This is a genomic window from Maribacter polysiphoniae, from assembly GCF_003148665.1.
GTDB classification, from domain to species: Bacteria; Bacteroidota; Bacteroidia; order Flavobacteriales; family Flavobacteriaceae; genus Maribacter_A; species Maribacter_A polysiphoniae.
In genome coordinates this window covers 171,005-195,546 of sequence record NZ_QGGQ01000007.1, presented here as the reverse complement: position 1 = coordinate 195,546, position 24,542 = coordinate 171,005, and the positions used below count along the sequence as shown (strand labels likewise).

The 24,542-nt window shown below is 38.1% G+C and carries 17 protein-coding genes; 4 read left to right on the top strand and 13 right to left on the bottom strand.

The genetic code is table 11. From position 1 onward, the window contains the following. Positions 1-4: 4 nt before the first annotated feature. Positions 5-1,426: a sulfatase-like hydrolase/transferase gene (locus LX92_RS15085; RefSeq protein ID WP_109652329.1), complete on the bottom strand. Its 1,422-nt coding sequence runs from the start codon at positions 1,424-1,426 to the stop codon at positions 5-7. A 430-nt stretch (positions 1,427-1,856) separates the two neighbouring features. Further along, positions 1,857-2,747 carry an AraC family transcriptional regulator gene (locus LX92_RS15080; protein ID WP_109652327.1) on the bottom strand — a complete coding sequence of 297 codons (891 nt, stop codon included), beginning with the start codon at positions 2,745-2,747 and terminating at the stop codon, positions 1,857-1,859. A 970-nt stretch (positions 2,748-3,717) separates the two neighbouring features. On the opposite strand from LX92_RS15080, the gene LX92_RS15075 reads away from it, so the two are divergent. Next, the gene (locus LX92_RS15075; RefSeq protein ID WP_109652324.1) at positions 3,718-4,323 is read left to right on the top strand and encodes an outer membrane beta-barrel protein; all 606 of its coding nucleotides are present in this window, start codon (positions 3,718-3,720) and stop codon (positions 4,321-4,323) included. Positions 4,324-4,641: 318 nt separating this feature from the next. Here the strand turns inward: LX92_RS15075 and LX92_RS15070 are convergent, their stop codons facing one another. From LX92_RS15070 to LX92_RS15045, 6 genes are all read right to left on the bottom strand, one after another. Next, positions 4,642-5,988, bottom strand: coding sequence for a Gfo/Idh/MocA family protein (locus LX92_RS15070; protein WP_109652322.1), 1,347 nt, complete (start codon positions 5,986-5,988; stop codon positions 4,642-4,644). A gap of 155 nt (positions 5,989-6,143) precedes the next feature. Next, positions 6,144-6,917, bottom strand: a complete 774-nt coding sequence (locus tag LX92_RS15065; protein ID WP_109652320.1) for a glucosamine-6-phosphate deaminase — start codon at positions 6,915-6,917, stop codon at positions 6,144-6,146. A gap of 9 nt (positions 6,918-6,926) precedes the next feature. Further along, the gene (locus tag LX92_RS15060; protein ID WP_109652317.1) at positions 6,927-8,171 is read right to left on the bottom strand and encodes an Nramp family divalent metal transporter; all 1,245 of its coding nucleotides are present in this window, start codon (positions 8,169-8,171) and stop codon (positions 6,927-6,929) included. Positions 8,172-8,211: 40 nt separating this feature from the next. Next, entirely contained in the window at positions 8,212-9,429 is a 1,218-nt protein-coding gene (nagA, locus tag LX92_RS15055) for an N-acetylglucosamine-6-phosphate deacetylase (RefSeq protein WP_109652314.1), read from the bottom strand. Positions 9,430-9,451: 22 nt separating this feature from the next. Beyond that, positions 9,452-10,237, bottom strand: coding sequence for a 3-keto-disaccharide hydrolase (locus tag LX92_RS15050; RefSeq protein WP_109652311.1), 786 nt, complete (start codon positions 10,235-10,237; stop codon positions 9,452-9,454). A 9-nt stretch (positions 10,238-10,246) separates the two neighbouring features. Continuing rightward, positions 10,247-11,254, bottom strand: a complete 1,008-nt coding sequence (locus tag LX92_RS15045) for a Gfo/Idh/MocA family protein (protein WP_109652309.1) — start codon at positions 11,252-11,254, stop codon at positions 10,247-10,249. Between the two features lie 623 nt (positions 11,255-11,877). On the opposite strand from LX92_RS15045, the gene LX92_RS22465 reads away from it, so the two are divergent. Genes LX92_RS22465 through LX92_RS15030 form a run of 3 tightly spaced genes read left to right on the top strand, consistent with a single transcriptional unit; the run spans position 11,878 to position 15,428 of the window. After that, entirely contained in the window at positions 11,878-12,153 is a 276-nt protein-coding gene (locus tag LX92_RS22465; RefSeq protein ID WP_109652307.1) for a hypothetical protein, read from the top strand. Positions 12,154-12,156: 3 nt separating this feature from the next. After that, positions 12,157-13,755 carry a sulfatase family protein gene (locus LX92_RS15035; RefSeq protein WP_109652305.1) on the top strand — a complete coding sequence of 533 codons (1,599 nt, stop codon included), beginning with the start codon at positions 12,157-12,159 and terminating at the stop codon, positions 13,753-13,755. 56 nt (positions 13,756-13,811) lie between these two features. Then, positions 13,812-15,428, top strand: coding sequence for a glycoside hydrolase family 31 protein (locus LX92_RS15030; RefSeq protein ID WP_109652302.1), 1,617 nt, complete (start codon positions 13,812-13,814; stop codon positions 15,426-15,428). 248 nt (positions 15,429-15,676) lie between these two features. Here LX92_RS15030 and LX92_RS15025 read toward each other — a convergent pair whose 3' ends face one another. The 5 genes from LX92_RS15025 to LX92_RS15005 form a co-directional block, all read right to left on the bottom strand. Beyond that, complete coding sequence (locus LX92_RS15025; protein WP_109652300.1) at positions 15,677-17,047, bottom strand: glycoside hydrolase family 28 protein; 1,371 nt, start codon at positions 17,045-17,047, stop codon at positions 15,677-15,679. Positions 17,048-17,155: 108 nt separating this feature from the next. Next, positions 17,156-18,919, bottom strand: a complete 1,764-nt coding sequence (locus LX92_RS15020; protein ID WP_109652298.1) for an SGNH/GDSL hydrolase family protein — start codon at positions 18,917-18,919, stop codon at positions 17,156-17,158. Between the two features lie 166 nt (positions 18,920-19,085). After that, positions 19,086-20,972 (bottom strand): cytochrome-c peroxidase, encoded by a 1,887-nt coding sequence (locus tag LX92_RS15015; RefSeq protein ID WP_109652295.1) that lies wholly within the window; start codon positions 20,970-20,972, stop codon positions 19,086-19,088. 126 nt (positions 20,973-21,098) lie between these two features. Next, positions 21,099-22,769: a metallophosphoesterase gene (locus LX92_RS15010; protein ID WP_109652292.1), complete on the bottom strand. Its 1,671-nt coding sequence runs from the start codon at positions 22,767-22,769 to the stop codon at positions 21,099-21,101. Positions 22,770-23,005: 236 nt separating this feature from the next. Next, positions 23,006-24,538: a RagB/SusD family nutrient uptake outer membrane protein gene (locus LX92_RS15005; protein WP_211315882.1), complete on the bottom strand. Its 1,533-nt coding sequence runs from the start codon at positions 24,536-24,538 to the stop codon at positions 23,006-23,008. Between the last annotated feature and the right edge of the window lie 4 nt (positions 24,539-24,542).

Here is a 24,542-nt window from a genome sequence, read left to right as displayed (position 1 = left end):
TGTATTAATTGGCCGTTTTCTTCATTTTTTCCATTTCTTTCTTCACCAATTCTGGAGTTCGATATCTATCCATCCTATCTATATCATTTTTTTCAAATTTCCGTTTTAACATCCACATTGGACGTTCGAGTGTTAACTCCCATTTAAAGAGTTTTTTATACATTTCTTTTACGCGTTCAGGATACTTATTAGCCAAATCTTCTAATTCTGGAGTATCTTTACTCATGTCATAAAGTTCAGCAGGTCTATCAGGAAAACGAATAAACTTCCAATCTCCTTCCCTGTAAACACCTCGATTTTCTTTTTTCCAATATAATGTTTCATGAGGTCGAGTGTCGTTTTTACCTGTAATGTAAGGTAAAAGATCAACTCCATCCACTTCTTTCAAATCGGCAACATTTCCACCACCAGCAGCATAAAATGTGGGTAATAAATCTAACGTACTTACTGGATAAGTATATTTTATATTACCTTTTATGTGATTTGGCCAACTCATTAAAAAAGGCACTCTTAGCCCTCCTTCCAATTGATTTGATTTTGTTCCACTTAATGGCAAGTTTATTGATGCATTTTTATCTGTTGGACCACCATTATCGTTAGAAAACACAATTATAGTGTTATTCTCTAAACCTAGTTCTTTTAACTTATCTAACACTTTACCACATGCACGGTCCAAAGCCAATGTCATTGCCGCAACCTCCTTACGTTTACCTGTTAAATTGGGGAATTTTTTTAAATCGTCTTCAGTAGCTTCCATGGGTGTATGCACTGCATTAAATGCTAAATAAATAAAAAATGGTTTGTCTTTATTTCTTTCCATGAAGGATATAGCTTTGTCTGCAAAAACATCAGTTGCATATGCTTTTGGCTCTTCAAAATTTCCAAAACCATTTTCCATCCTTTTATCTAAATGTCCTTTTGGCACCTCTTTATAAGCAAAGTAGCTTCTATCACCACCTCTAAACCCGTAAAATTCATCAAAACCTCTTTTTAAAGGATGAAAACGATCTGCATCCCCTAAATGCCATTTTCCGTACATGGCATTAGTGTATCCTAATTTCTTTAAATAATCAGCCATTGTAACCTGATCTAACGGCAACCCCATATCATCTCCCAAATATTTGGAATTACCACTCATATAACCCGGCACGTTGATTTCTTCATACCCAAAACGTTGCTGGTATTTACCAGTCATTAAACCTGCTCTTGAAGGACCACAAACGGAGGCTGACACATAACCCTGGGTGAATGTTACTCCATTTTTTGCCAGTTTATCCAAATTTGGCGTCTTCATAATAGTACTTCCTTGAAAACCAAAATCGGCATACCCCGCATCATCGGAAAAAAGGAATACAATATTGGGTTTGTTTTGCGCTTCAATAGCCATATGGAATACCACAAAAACTACTAATAATAATTTTTTCATTTTTAATCAGAATTAATTGGAATATTGGTGTTTCTCAATCCCTGTCATATGTTCTTCATATTTTACTATTAAAAAATTGTCTTGTTACAAAAAAACAACATGAAGAAATTATACAAGCGACCAAATTATATCTATAACGCACAAGTTCAATAACTAGGCCACGAGGATTATCTAACAACACCATAAAATAATCGCTATTTTCATTAAGGAACTAGGCCATATTTAACTAGCACAAACACTATATTATCCATTTTATTGGAAGTAATTGAGTATTATATATGGAGATAAGGTTCTGTAGATAAGAAGCTGAAAAGACCTTATGGTCATCGTATTACCAAACCTTTTGAAATTATCGCAAGGTATATTCCTATGGTATACAAAATGCAAGATTGGGAAAAATAAAACTCTAATGACATTCACTGAGCTTTAACTAAACAGCTTCGAGTTGTATTTTAGCCTTATACTGCTCCATATACTCTGTAGGGGTCATTTTCATTAATGCCTTGAACTGTCTATTGAAGTTCGTCAATGTATTGAAACCTGAATGGTAGCATATGGTCGTAATCTGTAATTTTCCTTCGATTAGCAGTTTACAGGCGTGTCCTATTCGAATTTCATTCAAATATTGCACAAACGACTTTTGGGTTCTTTTTTTAAAATAACGGCAAAAGGCATTTGGGGCCATGTGGGCAATTGAGGCCACCGATTCGAGTTCTATCTTATTTTCAAAATTTTCGTTGAGATAGGAGATTATCCGTGCCATACGTTCCTTCTCTGTCTTTTTATAGGAATTATCGAAACCGTTAGAACATAAAAATTCATAATTTTCGCTTACCGATAATATGTCCAATATCTTTAAAAGACCTACAATTCTTGAGAGTCCTTCTGCTCGAACAAGACCCATCATTTGGGTATGTACCAAATAGGCTGCCGCTTTCGAAAACTGTAGACCTCTATTGGCATTTTCAAAAAGCATTTGAATTCTTTTCGTTTCTGGCAGCTCTTTAAAGGCTTCCCCTAAAAAATCGCTTTTGAATTTAACCACGATAAGATCAACCGCTCCTTCTTCATCATTATCATTATAATACTCCCTATGGTTCCTAAAAAGATGGGGGACATTGCTACCAATCAAATACAGTTCCCCTTCCTCAAAATTACCAATGGAATTTCCAACATAACGCGTGCCAGTACTTTTGAGAAAGTAAATCAACTCCAGTTCAGGGTGAAAATGCCAATCTTGCTCAATGCAGGGCATAGTGTCCTGTCTTGCCAAAAAGGAATTTTCAGGCTTTACATTGGTCTTTTTGTATGTTAACTTCATTTTATTATAAGTATTATCAACAATTTTAAAACTTTGGGATTAACAAATAATACAATTAATAACTCTAATATAGTAATATATTTACAATATATGATTATTACGCTAGTTTTAAAGGTAATATATTGCTAATCGCAATATTAGCTTAATGTTATAGGTACAATCTTTAAGCTGTTTTTAATAAAACACAAATGAAAATGTATTTCGAAAAAAATTACTTAAAGTAATTTCCCTTAACAAGGGACTGAATATTGTGCACAACAATAAGATTAATGAATACATCCCTCTTAAAACTGCTTGGGAATAAATTATTAGGTCAAAGGGCAAATTGAGAAACTCTTTTTTTAAAATGTGTTTGATTAACCCTTCTCCAATTAAAAAAACAAACCTATTAAAACATTGTATATCAAACAATTATCAATTCGGTGCGTAAATCGGTGCGTAAACCCTTCACCGAACAACATAAGTGTTTGTATTCCTGATAGTTACAAACTTTTGGATAGTTCCTCTTTCTCCGCTAGGTGATGTATAATCACTACAAAGAAACCTGTAAGTCTTTGATTTACAGGTTTTTTATTTTTTATGCTCAAATGAATCCATTTGATATCAATGCCAATAGTCACATTTCGGTGTCTGCCAAAAATCTTCACCCAACCGACGTCTATCTATCTAAATATTATTTCCCATCAATGTGTTACAGGGATTAGTGTTTAAAATGTTTTCACTAGTTCCAAGGGACATGGTTGTCAGTTTCTTGAAGACCGAAATCATGCAAAACCCTTCAATGGAAATGAATTGGACTACTGAAAAGGATAGTGCACTGTATCTTTCCCGTTTCATAAGGCAAATGGTTTTGCTTGTTTTTTTTGATGGTTTTTAACGGAACTTTGTACCATTCTTAACTAGTTCTTATGAGTTGAAAATAAGGATTTATCCTACATTTAAACTTTAATTAACCATAAAAAAAGTCAAAATGAAGTACAAATTACTCCTATTCCCCGTATTATTCTTTTCAATCAATTCAATAGCACAAGACTTGAATTACAAATGGAGCGCTGAGGCCAATTACCCTATTTCTATTGGTGATGAACTTGGCAACGATACCCCTGGTATTATCGATTTAGGGTTAAAGTATCGATTTGTAAATCTCGATTTTGTGACTTTCGGAGCAGGAATTAATGCTGGGATTTTTCATGACAACATTCAGTCTTATGACGGAAATGGGTCAGACTTTGATGAAACAAATACTTTTATACAGCCGAAGGTATTCGCGGAATTCAATATACCTGGCATGGACAAGCTTCGACCTAGTATTGGTTTAGGATATACCATAGTGCGATCCAAGTTTGATGGTACCCTTGGCAATTTTACAGAGACACCTGAAGAAGCAATCTTGTCCGTAACGGAATCAGATGGGGGGATTAATTTGAATTTAGGACTTTCTTATGATATTGGTAAAAGGTTTTACATTCAAGCCCAGTATGATTATATCCGATTGAATGTTCGTCGAGATAATTCCCAATTAAATAAAGATCAAAATTTAGGTCTTTTAAAGTTTGGTTTCGGCTTTAGGTTCTAAAATCATAAAAATCAGTTCTATAAAACGGCCGTTTTATAGAACTGATTTTAAATTCGATTTAATCTTTCCTTTGGCTGATCGGAATAAAACAAAGTTGCCATCCAAGGTCAACAACTTCGCAAAAAAACCAACGCAGCAAATACTATCCACAATCAGTAAGGCCTGGGAATTAAAATACTAAGATTTACTGCTACCCTTTAGCATAATGGCTTACTATGAAAGCATCCTTAAATTAAATACCCCCAGTCAAAAGTTTAATTGCCAAACTTTGCTACAATCAATGAAGTAAAGTCACCAACCCACATAAACTTAATGATTTTAATATAATAACTGTTCCCATCCTGGCGCATATTCCCTGCTCCAATATTTCATTGCTTCCTTATTGTCCAGTATATGACCATTCTTAGAATCAATCTTCAAATTTTGTCCAGAGCGCAATGCTATATTACCCAATTGAACGAGCAAAGTACTTTTATGCCCTCCATCAATATCGGAATTTAACGGCGTTCCTTTCCGGATGGCATCAAAAAAGTTTTGAATATGTAAAATATCCAGAAACTGAGAGGGATCCGAAAGGTTATTGGCATTAATTTCTTCAATGCCGTCTTCCGCCTTGATTAATTTATTGTTTAAATCATAAACCTTGTAAGAATTTCCCGATTCTATAACCAAAGAACCATTTTCCCCATAGAACATAACACCCACACTACTTCCTTCGACCGAACGACCGTTACAACTTCGTCCCTCCCATGTCATCAGGCTATTGTTATCAAACTCAAGGTTTATAATCTGTGTATCAGGAGTTTCCCAATCGTCATCATAACGATACCGACCTCCATTGGAACTTACCTTAGTAGGAAACTCCACCCCGAGACCCCATCTGGCCAAATCCACAAAGTGGGTTCCATTATTCAGTGCCTCACCCGTTCCCCAATTCCAGAACCAATGCCAATTGTAATGAATTAAATTATCCCTGAACGCCTCGCGCGGTGCAGGGCCTTGCCATAATTCATAATCCAACCAGTCCGGTACCTCTGTTACTTTTCCCTTCCCAATAGTAGGACGATTATTCGTATACCATGTTTTGGCAAAATAAGGTCGGCCGATAATACCTTCTTTCAAATCTTTAATACCCTTTACAACATTTGGCCAGGAGCGTCGCTGGTTACCCATTTGTACCACTCGATCATATTTAATGGATGCAGCTACCGCTAGTTCCCCTTCTTTTGGGTTATGACTTGCCGGTTTCTCTAAATAAACATGTTTACCGGCCTTACATGCCATTATAGCCGCAGGTGCATGCCAATGGTCTGGAGCAGTTACCACCAAGATATCAACATTCTTATCATCCAAGGCCTCCCTAAAATCCATTACATGTTTGGGTTTCCTGTTTTGTATTTTATCGATGCCAGTGATGAACTTTGCAGAGGCCCTCTTATCTACATCACAAGAATAGACAACGTCGCAGTTTGACTGTAAGGCAAAATTGGACCCCACGGAATACCCCCTGCTATTCACACCCATACAGGCTACTTTAAGGCGTTCATTAGATCCTATTATATTACCATAACTTTTAGCACTGAACCCTGGCAACACCCCCCCAATAGATAGGGATGATGCTCCTAAAGCCGCCTTTTTTATAAAATCCCTTCTTTTGTTTTCCATATTTTGTTTGTATTATACTTGTTTTATATCATTTTACCACGTCGTTCGTCCTCCTGTTTCCTTTACAAATCAATACCCTGTGAGTAACAAAAGGCTTCCACAATTATATTTCCTATGTCAGGCTTACAAACCAATCAGTGCCTCGCTATAATGGGTTAGCCCATTGATTTTTGTAATCGAGAGGCCGATTCCACATCCAAAAACATTCTTATATCGTTATGTCTTCGTAACACACTAGCGGGGCAATCAGTCGTTATGTCTCCATTTAAGGCGTTATAGACCGCTTCCGCCTTTCTTTCGTCGGGTACCACACAGCTAATTGCCTTACTATTCATAATAGCCGGTATAGTCAATGTTAAAGCCTTTTTCGGAACATCATCGATAGTCGGGAACCATCCTTCCCCTAATTGTTGATTTCTACATTGCGCGTCCAATTCAACCAACTTCACTAATTTTGTATCGTTGAAATCCGCAACGGGAGGGTCATTGAATGCTATATGGCCGTTCTCCCCTATTCCAATACACGCTACATCAATTTCATGCTCACTTAATCTAGCGGCATACTTGGCCATTTCGTCCTCTATATCCTCGGCATCCCCATTTATAAGATAAGTCTCTAAGGGTTTAACCAAATCCAAAATCCTCTCCTTTAGGTATTTGCGAAAACTTGCTGGATGTGTATCGGATATACCGTAATATTCATCCAAATGGAATACTACTACTTTCTTCCAGTCAATCTTTGCCTGCCTCAATGCCTTTAGAAAAGTGAACTGTGAAGATCCCGTTGCCAGAATAACCCTGGCAACACCTTTTTTGATGATAGCTTCATTGATTTTATTTTCAACAAAATCAGCTGCAGCCTGACCCATTTCCTCGGGTCGTTGGTAAATGTCTATGTTCAATTGTTGAACTTTAAAAGATGTATTCATATTTCTATTTTAGTAAATAAATTCCATCATTGCGAACCATGATGTTATTAAAGAAAACAGTATTACCGCGAGAATCCCGATATTCATTTTCACTCCTGCCTTATACTCATGCATCACGGATTCCCTATTCATCAAAATATAAATCGGAATCGCTACGGCTGGAAGAATGAAAGCCTGAAAAGCTTGTGAAAAAACCATTAAAATCGGTGGCTTTTCTTCCATAAAAACAGTTCCAAAAGTAAACAGCAATGCTACTACGATAAGTACCCTTGATTGCTTGGAATGTATATTCCGAGGTTTTCCGGTGTAATCGGCAATCAGCCATGGAGCTATCAGAACTATGGGGAATACTGTGGATAATCCAGCACCCGTAATCCCTATTATTAAAAGAAAAGCCGAAAATTTTCCTCCAATGGGCTCGAACAACTGTATCATATCTACCGTATTGTCAAGTTTCAGGCCCATAACATGAAGGGTTCCTGCTCCAACAGCCATAATCACCCCACTGAGAAAAAGCATCATGGAAGCGGAAACAAAGGCATCCCTTTTTTCTTTTTTTATATCCTTTACCCCCCAACCTTTCTCTGCTACCACAGTACTCCTCATAATAAAAACAGCTGCTGAACACGTTGTCCCCGCTATAGCGGCTATCAACATATAAGCACCCGGGGTATTGGGTACGGAAGGAATCATACCTTCCAATAAAGCCCCCATGCTCGGTTTGACCATTATAAATACAAGGAGAAATGACAGCCCCATCAGGATCACAAGAACCGTCAGTATTTTTTCAAACATCTGATACCTACCGAACCACAGAAATAAATAGAGTATCGAGGTAAAAAAGAGGATGATCCAAAAAGTCTGTAACTCGAACCCATTAAAGGCTAACTTAATCCCTTCTTGAACGAGATCGGCAACGATTCCCATTACCCCAATAAGGGCAAGTAATTCCCCAATTATAAGGGCGATAATTATATAGAGGGAAAGTAACCAGCCCCAACGAAATTCTTTTTTAAAATTAAAAAGGGCGGTATTACCCGAGACTAAGGTCACTTTTCCATAAGCAACCATGAGTATATAGGTGAAAATACAAGAAAGTACGAGTGCCCAAAATAAACCCATACCATGTTCAGCCCCTGTTTTGGCCATAGTTGTAACACTCCCAGTTCCAATATTGTAACCAATTAGGAATAGACCCGGGCCAACAACACTTAACGCCAAAAATATTTTCTTGATTATCTTATTGCTTGCCATGAACTCTATGTTATTATTAAATACTTTTTGACCCTAAAAATTAATTCTTGGAATAGACCAATTTGCCGGATACGTATGTTTTTTGAATAACCATTTCATTTTTATCCATGGTAAATAATATCAAATCAGCCCTTTTACCCTTTTCCAATTTACCTAACGTTTCCATTGAAAACATTTCGGCCGGATTCGTACTTGCCATTTGGATGGCTTCCGGAAGACTACATTGTGTATATTCCATCATAACCCCCAAACACTTACTTATAGGAGATGCCGCTCCGGCGAGCACATTTTCCTTTGGAAGCTTTACTACGTTCGGTGTAAGCAATAATTTACGTTCCCCCCGAATGTATTCCCCAGGTGGCAATCCTGCCAAATCCAAAGCGTCGGACACCAAAATTGTCTTATTGGGCCCCTTTACCTTATAAAAACTTCGTACTTCCTCCCTTGTCAAATGAAAACCATCTGTAATAATACTTGTTGTAATACGATCATCCGACAATTGAGGCCAAAGCGGATTATGGTGACGATTTATCTCGTTCGCACATCCATTCCCTAAGTGTGTCGCCATTTTTGCTCCCGCATCAACAGCATTCTTAACTTGAATGGCAGACCCATTATGATGGCCCAAAGAGACCACTACCCCACTTTCGGTACATTTTTTTATAAATGGAATAGCCCCTTCCAGTTCTGGGGCCATTGTAAGTAACACTATCCCATTTTCAGCTGCTTTTTGTATTTCCTGGAATTCTTCCCAATCTGGATTTTTTATATACTTTTCCAGATGGGCACCCCTAAATCCCGCTACAGGTGAGATATAGGGTCCCTCCAAGTGAAAGCCAGGAATGGATGGGCCGATCTCTGGATCTTTTCTTGCTGCTGCCAATACCGCAAAATTTTCCTTGATCCTATTGATATCACTTGTGATGATCGTAGGGAAGTAACTGGTGACCCCGACTTTCCATAAGGCTTTTGTAGCCTTCCTGATAGCCTCTACGGTCAACCCCGGTCCAGAAAAATCAACACCCATATAACCATTGATCTGAACATCTATCAAACCAGGTGCTATATATATTTTGGTTTTAGTGTTCTTTTTCGAGGATTGCGTAATCGTTGAAATCCTATCCCCTTCTATCGTAAGGGTAACGGGCTTGTTGTCGACATATGAAATACCTTCTACCTTCATTGATTTGGTAGTTTCTATTTTACCAATGCCTGTAAAAACAAAAATGATAAATAATATAATTGAAGTAATCTTCATCGTGGTAATTTTAGTTTTATTCTTAATTACTCTCCAGTACCCTAATCCTTATATTCCTGAACCACGCATCGTCATCATGGTTTTGCAAGACAATATGTCCTTTTCGCTTTTTAATGAAATCCGGAAAGTCCTTATACTTACTAATTTGGTACAATGAATCCAATTGGGCGGATTCAAAATCATATTCGACTACCCTTTTTCCATTCAACCAATGCTCAACATGGTTGCCATTTACGATTATCCTGCTTGAATTAAATTGCCCTACTGGCTTCAATACGACATTCTCTGCTACAATCATATCATAAAGTGAACCCGTAAATTGTGAAGCCTTCAATCCTTCATATGATTCGTCCTTATCATCCAATAATTGATATTCAAAACCAATGGCACCATGGGGGGAATCATACTTTTGGGACATGGCTTCGGACACATTATACTTTATTCCGCTATTACCGGCCTTGGATATTTTCCATTCAAAATAAAGTTCGTAATTATCGAAGGTTGCAATGGTCATCAAATCCCCACCTTCTATGGGCTGTCCATCCGGTAAGGAAGGAACCAAGCCATTGTTCAATTTCCTAATGGTACCATCCTCAATAGTCCAATGTTTGTCAGGCACCTTATCCATGCCCAATCCACGCCAACCATCAAATGTCTTTCCATCAAACAATAGTTGCCAATCAGATTCTTTATCCTTGTTGTTTTGATCACCTATTTCCTCCTTCTCGGGAGTACTTTGTTTTTTTTCTTGTTTGCAGCTTACTATAAATAAGCTGGCCAGCATAATGGAACCAATAAACTTTCTCATATTATCTTTCTAAATTGTTATTTTTTCAACCTCTTCCCATTGGTTACTATCGGTAGATTTCTGAAGGGCTGCAAGTATTGCAATACCGTTCAAAATACTTTGATGTGATCTTGGTTCCTTACCTGTTTTGAACATGTCTACCATATCCTTATCCGCTTTGGACACATCCTTGGTTAAAACATCAGGAATCATTTCCGTTAGCCCTTGATCCGTTTCAACAAAGGTTCGCCACTCATATTTTTTTGTAGAAAAAATCAAAGAAGCCAACATGCCATTCCCGAAAACCAAATGAGCTCCGTTTTTACCTTTACCATTTTTAGTCACCCTTACCTTTGCTACATCTTCTCCAAAAATATTCGTTAACGGTTGTATCATATGTGCTCCATAAAAAAAAGCCCCTCCATATATTGAATTGATATCATAGGGCCCAATACGGACTATTTGATTTATTTCACCAATTTTATCCACTTTACTTTTGATATTATCGGTCTCATAACTTTGTGCAATAGAACTATACGAAGTAACAGGTGTACCCACTTCACGAGCCATGGCCAAAAATTGTTTGGCTTCTTGAAGATTAGTGGAAAATGGTTTGTCCACAAAAGTCGGGACACCGGCTTTCACAAAGGAAATAGCTGCTGCCAAATGATATTTTCCGTCGCGGTGGTCTACAATAAGCCCGTCAATTTTACCCATCATTTCTTTTGGGTCTCTTACCATATTGGGAATCCCCCCATGTTTCATAGCTTCCTTTGCAAATTCCTCGGTTTCCCCCCAAACATATTTTATTTCAACACCAGGAAATTTTTTATCAATATTAAAGAGTTTACCAAAACCCTTGGTATGTGAATTTTCCGCCCCAATGACCCCAATTCTTATTGGTTTTGTTGTACCTGTTCTTTTGGCAATTAAATTGGTTGCGAAACTAGACGGCCCCGATAGTGTTATTGTAGACAATGCAACACCTTTGCCCAATTTTCCAATAAAAGATCTCCTCGTATTTGAATACGTACCCATTATATTAATTATTATTTAAGGGTTTTGTCGTGATATATTAATAGCATGCGTTCAATTCCCCCATCATCAAACCATCAAAAAACTTCCTAATCATTATTTTCTATTGAACGTTAACCAAAACCACAAAAACCGCTTTAACAGTACATCAAATTTGAAATCCCGTTATTTCATGAGAAGAAATCAAAAATAAGTATATCATCAAAACTTTCATAACCTTTCTTGTAATTTTTTTAAGGTTATTTTTATAAAATAACACCCTTAAGTCTTATTTGATGACAAAAACGCCATTAACCCTTAAAAAATGGGCTTATAATTCAAATTACAGATTACTAAAGATATGTATCCTAAATGAAATATTTATAAATACCCTCTTTCATTTAAACGAATTGAATCGGATATAAAAAGCCTATATAACGAGTATATACATACTATAACCTAAATGTAATTTCCTTCCCAAAAACAGGGTACAACTTGTCATTGAAATACTTCGTAACAAAAAACAACATTTCTACAATAAAAACACAAAAATAAGCTTGTGAAAGAAAATATATTTTTTAGATTTGATAAGTAATGATCGACAATCCATTTGACTTGACTTAAATACCATAAATCTTTGGCTTAACATGAAAAACCAGTATTTTATGACAATGCTTTTTATTGCATTTTCCACACTGGTGAGCCATGGCCAACAAACCTTTATCAATTTAGTGACTTCAAACCGAGAACCAAAACCTAATACCAACGTGGCGGAAAAAAGCACTACAAATAGTGTCTCATCGGGTTTTAATGGATACTATTCAAATCGTACTGATTTGACCGAAGGTTCAACTAAATCAAGTAATCATAAAAAGATGTTTGGATTGTATTCTTTCAAATCCCCAATTGACCCAAATAGATAGATTATGAAGAAGACTCAAAAAACCTCTCGAACCATAATTTTCATATTGACAATCACATTATTGATTTCATGCAAAAAAGAAAATAAAGCAATTGAAACCAATAGACCAAATATCCTGATAGCCATTATGGATGACGCGACCTATGAACATATGGGAATTTACGGATGCGACTGGATAAAAACACCAAATTTCGATAGGATAGCCAAAGAAGGTCTTCTGTTTTCAAGGGCATATACACCAAATGCAAAGTGTGCTCCCTCGAGGTCGATTATATTAACCGGCAGAAATTCATGGCAATTGGAGGAAGCAGCGAATCATTGGGCCTATTTTCCAACAAAATTCAAGACCTATGCCGAAGTATTGGGAGAGAATGGGTATCACGTTGGTTATACGGATAAAGGTTGGGCTCCGGGTATCGCAAAGCTTGACGATGGTAGTGAACGTTTTTTAACAGGGAAACCATACGATGAAAAACAAACAGATCCCCCTGGTGATTTTATTTCAACAAATGACTATGCTGCCAATTTTTTGGATTTTTTATCGGATAATACCGAAAGTTCCCCCTTCTGCTTCTGGTTTGGATCAAGGGAACCCCACAGGGCTTATGATAAAGGGATTGGTATAAAACAAGGAGGCAAAAAACTTGAGGAAATTGACAAGGTCTATTCGTTTTGGCCCGATAACGAGACCGTAAGGTCAGACCTTTTGGATTATGCCTATGAAATTGAATATTTTGACAAACAATTGGGTAAAATGCTCAACACCTTGGAAGAAAGAGGGGAATTGGACAATACGGTCATCGTTGTAACTTCGGATAATGGAATGCCTTTTCCAAGGGTGAAAGGCCAAGAATATGAACTTTCCAATCACCTGCCATTGGCTATTATCTGGAAAAATGGAATAAAAGCACCAGGCCGTACTATAAATGACATGGTTTCTTTTGCCGATTTCGCACCGACCTTTCTGGAATTGGCTAATTTGGAACCTTCCAAACAAGGAATGAAGCCAATTACAGGCAAAAGTCTACTGCCCATCTTTAATGCTACCAAATCAGAAAACATAGACAGTTCAAGAGATGATTTTATATTAATAGGAAAGGAAAGACACGACGTAGGTCGACCCCATGATTGGGGTTACCCTATCCGTGGAATTGTCAAGGGAGACTACCTCCTGGTACGGAATTTCGAAACGAGCCGTTGGCCAGCAGGAGATCCCATTACCGGGTATTTAAATTGCGACGGCTCCCCTACTAAAACCGAATTGCTGGCCTTAAGAAAAAACCCTGACACATTCCATTATTGGGATTCAAGTTTTGGGAAAAGACCGGAGTTTGAACTGTACAACATAAAACAAGACCCTGAATGTATGGTGAATATTTATGACGATCCTGCATATTCCATAAAATCAGATGCCTTGAAAACCCTTATGACAGAGGAGCTGAAAAAACAAAAAGACCCCAGGATATTGGGAAATGGTCAAATATTCGACAACTATATTTATGCCGATTCCACAGGTGTCAATTTTTACGAAAGATATCTAGCCGGTGAAGAACTTGGCACTAGTTGGGTCAATCCTTCTGACTTTGAAGATATAGCTGATTGATTGACCTGTTTTTACTTGAAAACCATAATTTAAAATTGAAATAATAAAAAAAAACTATGAAAAGAATACTGTTGATTTCATTATTACTGATAACCACTTATAACACATATTCCCAGAATAAGGAAAAAGTTGAGATCGCAATACAACAAGGTGAATACTGGTGGGGGGGACTTAGTTCTATTGGGCACAATACCCCTTATGATTCAGAAACTATCGAGAGTCATGACCTTTGGGGCGATAACAAAGGAAATCAAGCGCAACCCTTGTTGTTATCTAGTAAAGGCAGATACGTTTGGAGCGAATCCCCCATAAAGTATTCCTTTGATAAAGGAAAGATAACGGTCACCTCAAGGGATGGTAAAATTGAATTTGGTACCGCAGGTCAAAATTTACGTGATTCCTATGAATATGCCGTTGCGAATTTTTTCCCACCTAACGGTAAAATCCCAGAGAAACTGTTATTTACAAAACCTCAATACAATACATGGATAGAACTTATCTATAACCAAAATGAGGATGATATATTAAAATATGCACAAGCCATAATTGATAAAGGCTATCCACCAGGAGTACTCATGATAGACGACAACTGGCAGGAAAGTTATGGCACTTGGGAGTTCTCACCTCGCAGATTTAAGGATCCCAAAGGAATGATGAAGAAATTACATGGCATGGGTTTCAAGGTTATGCTATGGGTTTGTCCTTTTGTGAGTGCTGATACTGAAACTTTCAGACATTTGGCCAAAGAAAAAATGCTATTATTGGATGCCGATAAAACACAGGATATACTGTGGGCGGATACAAAAAACAAGGCTGCAATCTTTCGATGGTGGAACGGTGCCAGTGCCTGTCTGGATTTAAGTAATCCGGATACCCAAGAATGGTTTGAAGGAAGGCTAAAATACTTAATGGATGAATACGGTGTGGATGGTTTTAAATTTGACGCTGGGGACGCAGGGTTTTATACAGAGGATATTGTTTCTTATGTTCCTGGAATGAATCCAAATGACCATACTACCTACTTTGCCAAATTAGGATTGCAATTTCCATTGAACGAATATAGAGCGTCATGGAAAATGGCAGGATTACCTCTAGCACAGCGACTAAGGGACAAACTACATGTTTGGACCGATCTCGAAAAACTCATCCCCGATTTAATGTCCCAAAGTTTAATGGGCTATGCCTATACATGTCCTGATATGATTGGTGGTGGAGAGCACCAGTCTTTTGAGAATACCACTACGATTGATGAGGAGTTGGTGGTACGTTCAGCCCAGGTTCATGCCTTGATGCCAATGATGCAATTCTCTGTGGCCCCATGGCGGGTACTATCCGAAGAAAATAATCAGTTCTGTTTAGAAGCTGCCTTATTACATGCTAAAATGGGAAATCTATTTTTAGAATTGGCGGAAGAAGCCTCACGAACCGGGGAACCTATAGTTAAACCTATGGCCTTAGCGTATCCTAATAGTGGATATGAAACCATAAAGGACCAATTCATGCTTGGAAACCGTATATTGGTTGCCCCTGTAGTCAAAAAAGGAGAACGAAAACGAAAAGTAATACTACCAAAAGGAAAATGGTTGGCAGAGAACGGTAAAACATATAGAGGAGGCCGCACCATAGAAATTGAAGTTCCTTTAAGTCGTTTACCTTATTTTACCAAGAAATAACAACTTCAAAAGTGGACCAGGGTAAGTTTATAAAGTGTAAACAAAAAAGCGGGGGCATGTCCCCGCTTTTTTTTGTTCGGTTTTAAATATTTACACATTCTGGGGAATAGACAATTATCCAACGATGGATTTCCAGACAATAAAAAAGGGTCCGACTTTTAAAAAAAGTCAAACCCTCGTTATTTTAAATTACACAGTTTAGTGGCACAGTATCCCACTTTTTATTCCATGTCCAGTAATCATTGCCTTCACTTATTGTCCTTAAAATTCAGAATGTTTTCATGTATGTATTTTTCATTCCTAATAGTATCTGCCAAAACGTTCTTCAAAAAGACATTTTCCACAGGTAATTCTTCCTGACCTAGAACCCTTGAAATGAACTTAACATCCTTTGATTGTATATTTTCCAGATAAATGTTCGTTATCGGGGTCAATCTTTTTTCATATGTTGGTACCAAATCACGCCATTGGTATAATACATCGGTCTCAATGCCAAGAATGCCTTCATCGATTTTACCTGCTACAATATTGTTCACGTAAATATTTTTAACATACCCCCCTCTTCGTTCATTGGTCTTAATATAAACCAGATGGTTTAGTTTTGCGCCATCCACTACTTTACAATTATTCATAAAGACATTCTCTACACCACCGGATAGTTCACTCCCTATGGCCAATAACTGGTGCCCATTTTTTACAATACAGTTTTGGATCACTAGGTTTTTAGTAGGGGTATTCAAACGCCACGCATCCTGATTACGTCCAGATTTTATAGCAATGGCATCATCACCTTGGTCAAAAACACAGTCTTCAATCAATATATTCTGGCTCATTTCGGGATCTACACCATCATTATTGTGTCCATGTGCCCAAACCTTCACATTCCTGATAACAATATCCTTGGATAAAAAGGGATGAATAACCCAAAATGGGCTATTGGTTATGGTAATTCCCTCCAATAGAATATTTTCACTCCTATTGAATTGGATAAATTGGGGTCGCATATGTGAACTCCCATTGACCATTTGTCTTTCTTCCACAGGGACATCCTTGGAAGCCAAATTATATAAACGCTTTAGATTGTCCATGTGACCGGGAGGACGTAAAAACCATTTCTCCCAAACATCCATTTTGGCCTTTATTTCCCCTGCGCCTGTTATGGCGATATTCTTGCATTTGTACGCATATATCAATGGGGAATAATTGAGGCACTCCATACCTTCCCAAGTTGTATTGACAGCCGGTAAATAATCCTCAGGATCCTCCGAGAAAAGGAGTATAGCCCCTTTGTTTAAATGGAGGTTAACATTACTCTTCAGATGAACTTTTCCTGTTATCCACTTCCCTTCCGGTATCACCACTACCCCACCACCAATTTCATTGGCCTCATTGATTGCCAATGCAATTGCTTTGGATGTTTTATCCTTATCACCCTGTGTCGCACCAAAATCGACTATAGACATTCTTTTAGAATTACTGAAATCCGGAATTTTAATAGTTGGCATGTCAAAAGGTGCCTCAATACTTATTTCTTGGATATTTACTGAGGGTGTTTCTGTTTTACAAGAGTAAAAAACTGTAAAACAGATTAGAATTAAAAGTATGCCTGTTTTTTTCATTATCGTTTTAATTTTTGATTATAATAACCGATTATTCAACTATTCTATTCGTATTGCCCATTAGGACAGAGGATAAGCGCACTGCCCGTCCAAATCTTTTTGATCCAATTATTCACCTACAATTATCCGTTGTAATTTTTTAGCTAAAATCCTATAGCCTTTACGATTCGGATGCAACCCATCCGTAAATAAGGATTCATTGATTTTTCCGTCCTTTAGCACTAATTGATCGTCTATAGTACTGAAATCGATTGCTTCTGAATCCGCCAATTGCCCCAACTTTAAATTTAGGCTTCTAATTTCCTCTTCCTTACCGGTTCTAGGTAATATTCCTATCATCAGAATTTCGCTTTGTGGTTGGCGGATTTTAATGGCATGTATCAACGTTTCCAAACCTTTGATTATTTCCGTCCCACTATTATGTTCTAGGTTATTTGTCCCGATCATTAAAACAATCCGTTCGGCTTCGAAACCATCAAGTTCATCATGATATACCCTCCAAAGTACATTCTCGATTCGGTCCCAACCAAACCCGAAATTCCGTACTCCCATTGGTTTCATTATACGCTCCCACGAATCCTGTCCACTAGCAATTGATGATTTTGGTTCCCCTCCCCAAAAATTGACTATAGAGTTTCCGAACAGACAAATTTTTGGTGTTTCAACCTTGTTTAATTCAAGTATTTCCTGATGCCTTTCTTCCCACTTATAAACCGCAATATCCCTACTTTGGGTCTTGGGGATGGTGGTGGTCAAATTTCCAATCGGCTCCTCCAATATATCTCTAATCAAATCCTCATAAACCGTCGCATATTGGATCATTCCATAGTCGTTTGGATGAATTCTATCAACGTACATATCAAAATTCAAGGCTAGATCGGATTTTTTCAATAGAAAAATACTTTCGAATCCTTCCGACTTCAAGGCATTAAAGGCTTTTTCCAATGCCTTATTGAGGGCAATAACCTCATCATTGTTTTTTTTGTTGGTCAATTCATCCGCATAACCAATATGGGCGGACAAAACGATGGGAATACCAGCCTTCTTTTCCCTTAATTTTTTGACGGCATTCACCGTGAGTGTATAGGTGTCATCCTCAGCTGGATCTAAATTTGGCAAGCAGTCCAAGATGTACAATTTCGCATCAATTTCTGTCATTAAATCGATCAGTTCAGGCTCTAATTCGCCATTACCCGAAAAACCAAGATTAATAACAGGTCTTTCCAGTTTTCGCTCTAATATATTTGTCCAAGCCATACCTGGACGTGAAGCACAAGCTCCTTGACAAATAGAAGTTCCATAAGCTACGATGGGCTTCTCTTTTCGAATTGGCAACACCTTAAAAAATGATTCTTCGTCAACTCCTATCCTTACCGAATCAATTTCATTATATAACGGTAAAAAAAGCTGGTACTCCCTTCCATATTTTTTATACGATTCGGAACCCCGATCAATTCGAAAGGAATACTTACTTTCCGCTTCAATTGAATAAGAACCCCAACAGCGAAGCCATTCACCATCTTTGGTTTTACTGTATAGGTCCAAACCGCTAACACCTGTTGCAGGCATGTGCGACATCGCAACAGCACCTTCTAGTTGGTAGTTGACAAGAATACTATCAGCATTGGACCAAAATCGAATAGACAAACCTGCTGATTGTTTCGATAAATTCCAGACGGCTTCTCTAACCGACGCTTCCGCTCTTTCTGGAAATCGATGATAAACAGATTTCACTTCATTTGGCCAAGCTTGACCTGCAATTACAGGAAATTCACTATCCGCCGGATTCCACCATTTTATTTCGGTTTCCTCTTGAGAAAAGGAAATATTTATAACGAGTGTAAAAAGCAATAATAGTATGGATCTTTTCATAGTTGTATATCTAATGTTTTGAAGTATTTAATCTTTTCCCTTAGCTTGTAATCCCACTTAATACATGAAATAGGACAACGCTTGAATTCATGATTTTTCACATACACTGGCATTACGTTTTGACCTCATTTCATATTTGGATAACAATCACAGCCTTGAATTTCAACTAATTCCTATTAGCCGTAAATCCTGAAGTATCCGTTAGCGATTCCATAAAGGCAATAATATCCTTAATTTCGTGCTTCGATAAATTCAATGGTGCATCGGACAACGTTTGGTTTTCAACCTCCAAGCCCATACCTGCCCCTCCACCTCGATTATAAAACTCCAAAACCTCTTCCAGTGTATCAAACAAACCGTTATGCATATAAGGTGCTGTTAAAGCTATATTTCTTACAGAAACCGTTTTGAATGAATTTTTAAAATAAGGTTGTTTCTCCCCATTAAGGCCATTGGCTATGCGACCCAGATCCGTATCCAACTTTGGATTGATAGAATCAAAACCCTGGGTAATACCTAAGACTTCAGATTCAGATTCCAGATAAAATGGTGGAATGGTACCATTGAAAATGGGTGCAAAATGACAACTGCCACAAGCACCTTTTCCCATGAACAAATTAAAACCCCGTTTAGCATTTTCAGGATATTCATTTGTTTCGTCCCGCACATATTCATCAAAGGGACTATTAAACGATTTCAAAGTGTTTACATAAGCTGCAATGGCATTGCTTATCGATCGCTGGTTTATATCCTGTTTACCAATACCACCATAAGCTTCCTTAAACAATTTTAAGTAATTGGAATTTCTATTCAGTTTATCGATAATAGCATCAAAATCAGTATTAAACTCCAAATCGTTATCAATAACATGTGTGACTTGTTTTTCAATATCAAACGCACGCATATCCCAAAAATAACGTGTGGAATAGTTCGCGTTAATTAAGGTTGGCGAATTTCGCGCCGTAAAAACACCTTTTTGATTTGATATACTTTTGGGTAAGCCATCCGTAAAACCTTTGTTAGGATTGTGACAACTTAAGCAGGACATTTTATTACCATCGGAAAGCTGGGGATCCTGAAACAACAACTTACCCAATTGAATTGTTTTAGGGTTGTCCAAAGGCAAATAGACCAATTCTGAATAAAAATCAGTATCGAGAAAATTGTCATCAAACAGGTTTTTTGCCTCATAATTTTGGGCATGCTTTTTAAAAGGCTCTAACTTGATGTTGTTTACGTGTTGGAATTCCAATAATCCCGCATACAAAGGATTGACTACTTCCTTTAAAAAACCCAATCGGTCAAAATCATTAAAATCAGTATTGGTGTTCAATATTCTTCTCCCCTTTTCAAACAGTTGCTTGATGGTTTTGAATTCGGATTTGGCGCCTGGGTACATAGCTGTTTCAAAATGCGAAAATGCAGTTTCCATACTTTGCCAACTGACATAACTTTCTTGCAAGGCATTAACAGAACCTGGCGTATCATAACCCGTTAGTCCCAATGTAAAGACCCTGACCATACCAGACCGAATACACTCAATAATCTGACTAGACTTTAAATGAATCGGCAAATGCGTTTTTGAAATAAAATCAACGCGCTCCTTAAGTCCATTTGCCAATACTTTTATATGCTGTAAATTTTCTTTGGACGCTTCATCATAAACAGCTTCATCCAATGCTTGCAAGCCACAAGGTTCAATAACACTTCCGGCCTTAAAATGCTCATTTACCTTAGGCAAAGGTGCTCCATTTATATAAGTACCAGCATAGAACGTTTGGTAATAATCAAAAATAAATTCAATGCCCTTATATGCCAATCTGGTTTTCTTAACTTGCTCTTTCAGGTTCCCAAATTCGTTTAAGGAAGTCGTTTTATCAACTTGATTTACCAATACATCCACCTCACCCTGAAACTTATTAAAATTGGCCTCATATACTGCAGCTACTTTTTCCGGGATGCTATCTGTTTGATAGGGTATAGTTGTCTTCTTGCCGGACAACAGCAAAAAACAAATAAAAATAGATCCAATTAAAATGCCTTTATTTTTCATTTACAACTTAGTACCTTTCTATCTTAGGGGCTGGTTAAAGCCTCTAAAACCACTATTCCCCTTTGAGGGATCCCTTCCAAAAAAAGAACAAACCCCTATTGACCCATTGTTGATCAATCGGCTAAATCATTCTATCGTAACGGATTCGATATACGTCCCGTTTTTTGTGGTGATCTCAATAGCATACATACCTTTTGGCATCTTGCCCACATTGATGGTTTTTTTCCGGCTCTTTTTTACCAATTTTCCAATGTTGTTATAGATCTTGACTTTCTTTAGGCGCTCATTACGATCCATCGTAATGGTAAGTTGATCAGTGCCCACAACATAATGGACCTTCCCGCTTTTCGGTTTTGGTTCATTTGTATTTGCTATGGACGTTACCCCTGTTTTATGGATGGTAAAATAATCATCGATCTCACCGGTTTCCCTTATGAACTTTATGTCCATGCTTTGTCCCCCATTACCATCATCCTCAATTTCCATGACACAGGACCCCAACTTGTTCAAGGAGATGTACATGGCCTGGTGGTTCAGGTCCCCTCCCGATATTTGACCCGCAGACCCGGTAGTTATATAAACAGCACCTTCTGGGTCCGTACCAGCTTTTTGGTATGCACCATCACCGTCCTCTTTTCCATCACCTTTTCCATTTGCCCCAACGGTATTTCCCCCTTTCGTGATTTCTTCCTCGTTAAATGTGTGGGCCAATCCTTGGTGCCCATTTAAAAAATATGAGCGTTCATAGGAGTGGCTATGACCGTTTAAAACCAGATCAACCCCGTTGGCCTCCAACATGGGCATGAAATTTTCCCGCATTTCAACAGGTCGATGATCAACATCGGAGTCATGTGACCCTTTGGAGTAGGCCGGATGATGAAACAGGGTTACGACCCAATCCTGCGCTGTGTTTTGGATATCGGTCAACGCCCAAGTGTACATAGGGCCTCCAACTTCACGACTTGTATGATGGGAGTCCAGTATTATAAAGTGAATATTGGCATAATCGAAGGAATAATAGGCCTCTGTTCCCGATGGGGTTCCTCCTGCTTCCCCAGCGGTAGGAAACGTGAATATATCGTAATACGGACCGGACTGTGTGGCCGAATCGGCAGAATCGCCATCATGGTTCCCCAGACAGGACCATGCTACGGACTTTTTGAACATATCGTCATAAACATCAAAAAAGGCATTTTGATATTCACTATCCTTTCCCGTGTTATAGGCGTTATCCCCTAAAAACAACATCATATCCGTTTTACCAGTGTTGGTTGCCGTAGCGTCCACATAATTGTAATACGCATCACGTACCCATCTTTGGAAGGTATTTCCCGTACCGGGATCCCCTATGATCCAGGCGCGGACAAATTGGTCCGTCCCCACTGTGGGTGCCGTTATTACATACATATCACCAGTAACGCTTTCGGAAAGGACTTCTGTTAGGTTCCCTATATTGAAATAATATTTCGTGTTGGGTGTTAAACCGGATATGGCAACTTCATGTTCGGTCGTTAAGGCCTTGCTCGTTTCGTTTTTGGTCAAAGAACCCAACACCCGACCATAATTGACCACGGATTCCGTTGCGATATCAGTCCTCCATTTTACGATAACGCTCGTCGGTGTCCCGGTCTGTAGATAAGGACCTCTTTCTACAACTACCGACGGTAAATTCTTGGGCAGGTCAACATTGTTGGTAACTACAGCTGCACTGATATTGGGAATATCCACAACGGAGGTTTGGGCAAATGAATACACCGACCATAGGACGGCTAGCAAAAAGGTACTTTTTTTAATCATGATCTTTGGTTATTGATGGAGCTTTCCAAGCCTTTGATTTGTTCTTTTAATTATACTGCCATTTAGCTTATGGCCCTATAGCATTGTAAGCATTAATATGATGAGATTTTATACAAACAAAGATATCCCTTATTATAGTAATTGCCGGAGCTGAAAACCTTAAAAAGCTTCCAACTCCGACAATTTATATTTAGTTAAAGTAGGCCTGTTTTATAAGCAAGCCTTTTTCAATACTATCAATTGGTATATGATGGGTTTTGTACCAAATTATCATTTTTGAGCATTTCCGCTTCAGGAATCTGATGAAGAATACGATTGGAAGTATATGGAATGGAACCTGGACCTGACCATCCCTGCCATGTCATATAACTTCTATCCATCGTTTTCTTATTTCTAAATACATCATGTGTGCGATGTCCCTCATGGGCAAACTCCAAACGAGCTTCATCCAAAACTATATCCAAAACAGATCCGTATCCCTGAAGATTGTCTAACCGAAACAACTGATCACCCGACAACCCGGCTCGTTCCCTTATTATATTCACCATCTCCAAAGCTTTCTCTTCCTCACCATTTTTCGCATAAGCCTCTGCTTTTATTAGGTACATTTCCGCCAATCTAAAATAAATGGGGGAATGCAACATCGGCTCGTCATCTTGGTAGGTTAGTTTTTGGGTCCAATATTCAGGTATACTAGATTTCTCTATCACCTTGTACCCATAATATTCATTATCTGGATCAGGGATTTTATTACCTTCAGCATCCAGTTCATATTGAACATCAATAAAGTTAACTCTCAAATCATTGGGGTTCTTGAATAATAAATCCATGAATGAAGAGGATACCATGATTTGACCATAACCACCATCTCCATGCATCATTCCACCCATCATATATCTCCCTACATTATCTGTTGCCAACCTCTGGACCGCAAAAATGGTTTCTGAGTTTCCTACAGGTGCATTTCGATTGTATCGAGGGAAAGCTTCAGAACTGAGTAACTGATATCGGCCTGAATTAATTACACTATCCGCATATACTATTGCTTTATCATTCTCTTCCTTAAAAAGATATAATCTGGAGAGACCTGCCAAAGCTACTTCCTTGGAAACATAAATATTACTCTTTTCTTCATTCAATAGGGTTGCTGCCTCTAATAAGTCCTTTTCTATAAACTCGTATGTTTCCTTAACGGTCGCTCTTGAAAGTCCCTCATTGTCCGTAGAAGTGTCACTCAATGGAACCCCTAAATTTGTTGCTGGATCGTCGTGGGAATAGGGTCTCCCATAAACGCGTACCAGATCGAAATAAAACATTGACCTAAGGAATATATTCTCTCCCTTTAACTGATCTCTTTTTATTTCATCTTCCGATGACAACCCTTCGAGATTATCAAGCCCCTCGTTCGCTACATTTATAGAATAGATGGCACGATAGGAGTACTGCCAAAAATCCAGGGACCTATCCGATGCCGAAGTTGGCTGATACGTTAAGGAATATGAGAAATCGTTGCCGCTCCATTGATTAAGAATAACATCGTCACTCATATATTCGGTTACATCATAACGCGTTCTATCATAACCATATTTACCCTCTGCAGAACTTAAAAACGCATAGTTCCCAACAATAGTATTTTCAAGCAGTTCCAACGAACTGGTTACTTGATCGGTCGTGATTTGACTAATTGGTTCAAAATCTATGTTATTTTCAGTACATCCACCCAAAAACAACGGCGATATGCTGATTATAAATATTTTAATGTATTTCATAATT

Coding starts and splice junctions, on each gene's coding strand:
- LX92_RS15010 (WP_109652292.1), bottom strand. CDS start 22,769: ATGATTAAAAAAAGTACCTTTTTGCTAGCCGTCCTATGGTCGGTGTAT.
- LX92_RS15045 (WP_109652309.1), bottom strand. CDS start 11,254: ATGGGTACGTATTCAAATACGAGGAGATCTTTTATTGGAAAATTGGGC.
- nagA (WP_109652314.1), bottom strand. CDS start 9,429: ATGAAGATTACTTCAATTATATTATTTATCATTTTTGTTTTTACAGGC.
- LX92_RS15005 (WP_211315882.1), bottom strand. CDS start 24,538: ATGAAATACATTAAAATATTTATAATCAGCATATCGCCGTTGTTTTTG.
- LX92_RS15025 (WP_109652300.1), bottom strand. CDS start 17,047: ATGAAAAAAACAGGCATACTTTTAATTCTAATCTGTTTTACAGTTTTT.
- LX92_RS15070 (WP_109652322.1), bottom strand. CDS start 5,988: ATGGAAAACAAAAGAAGGGATTTTATAAAAAAGGCGGCTTTAGGAGCA.
- LX92_RS15075 (WP_109652324.1), top strand. CDS start 3,718: ATGAAGTACAAATTACTCCTATTCCCCGTATTATTCTTTTCAATCAAT.
- LX92_RS15085 (WP_109652329.1), bottom strand. CDS start 1,426: ATGAAAAAATTATTATTAGTAGTTTTTGTGGTATTCCATATGGCTATT.
- LX92_RS15050 (WP_109652311.1), bottom strand. CDS start 10,237: ATGAGAAAGTTTATTGGTTCCATTATGCTGGCCAGCTTATTTATAGTA.
- LX92_RS15080 (WP_109652327.1), bottom strand. CDS start 2,747: ATGAAGTTAACATACAAAAAGACCAATGTAAAGCCTGAAAATTCCTTT.
- LX92_RS15015 (WP_109652295.1), bottom strand. CDS start 20,972: ATGAAAAATAAAGGCATTTTAATTGGATCTATTTTTATTTGTTTTTTG.
- LX92_RS15060 (WP_109652317.1), bottom strand. CDS start 8,171: ATGGCAAGCAATAAGATAATCAAGAAAATATTTTTGGCGTTAAGTGTT.
- LX92_RS15035 (WP_109652305.1), top strand. CDS start 12,157: ATGAAGAAGACTCAAAAAACCTCTCGAACCATAATTTTCATATTGACA.
- LX92_RS15030 (WP_109652302.1), top strand. CDS start 13,812: ATGAAAAGAATACTGTTGATTTCATTATTACTGATAACCACTTATAAC.
- LX92_RS15065 (WP_109652320.1), bottom strand. CDS start 6,917: ATGAATACATCTTTTAAAGTTCAACAATTGAACATAGACATTTACCAA.
- LX92_RS15020 (WP_109652298.1), bottom strand. CDS start 18,919: ATGAAAAGATCCATACTATTATTGCTTTTTACACTCGTTATAAATATT.
- LX92_RS22465 (WP_109652307.1), top strand. CDS start 11,878: ATGAAAAACCAGTATTTTATGACAATGCTTTTTATTGCATTTTCCACA.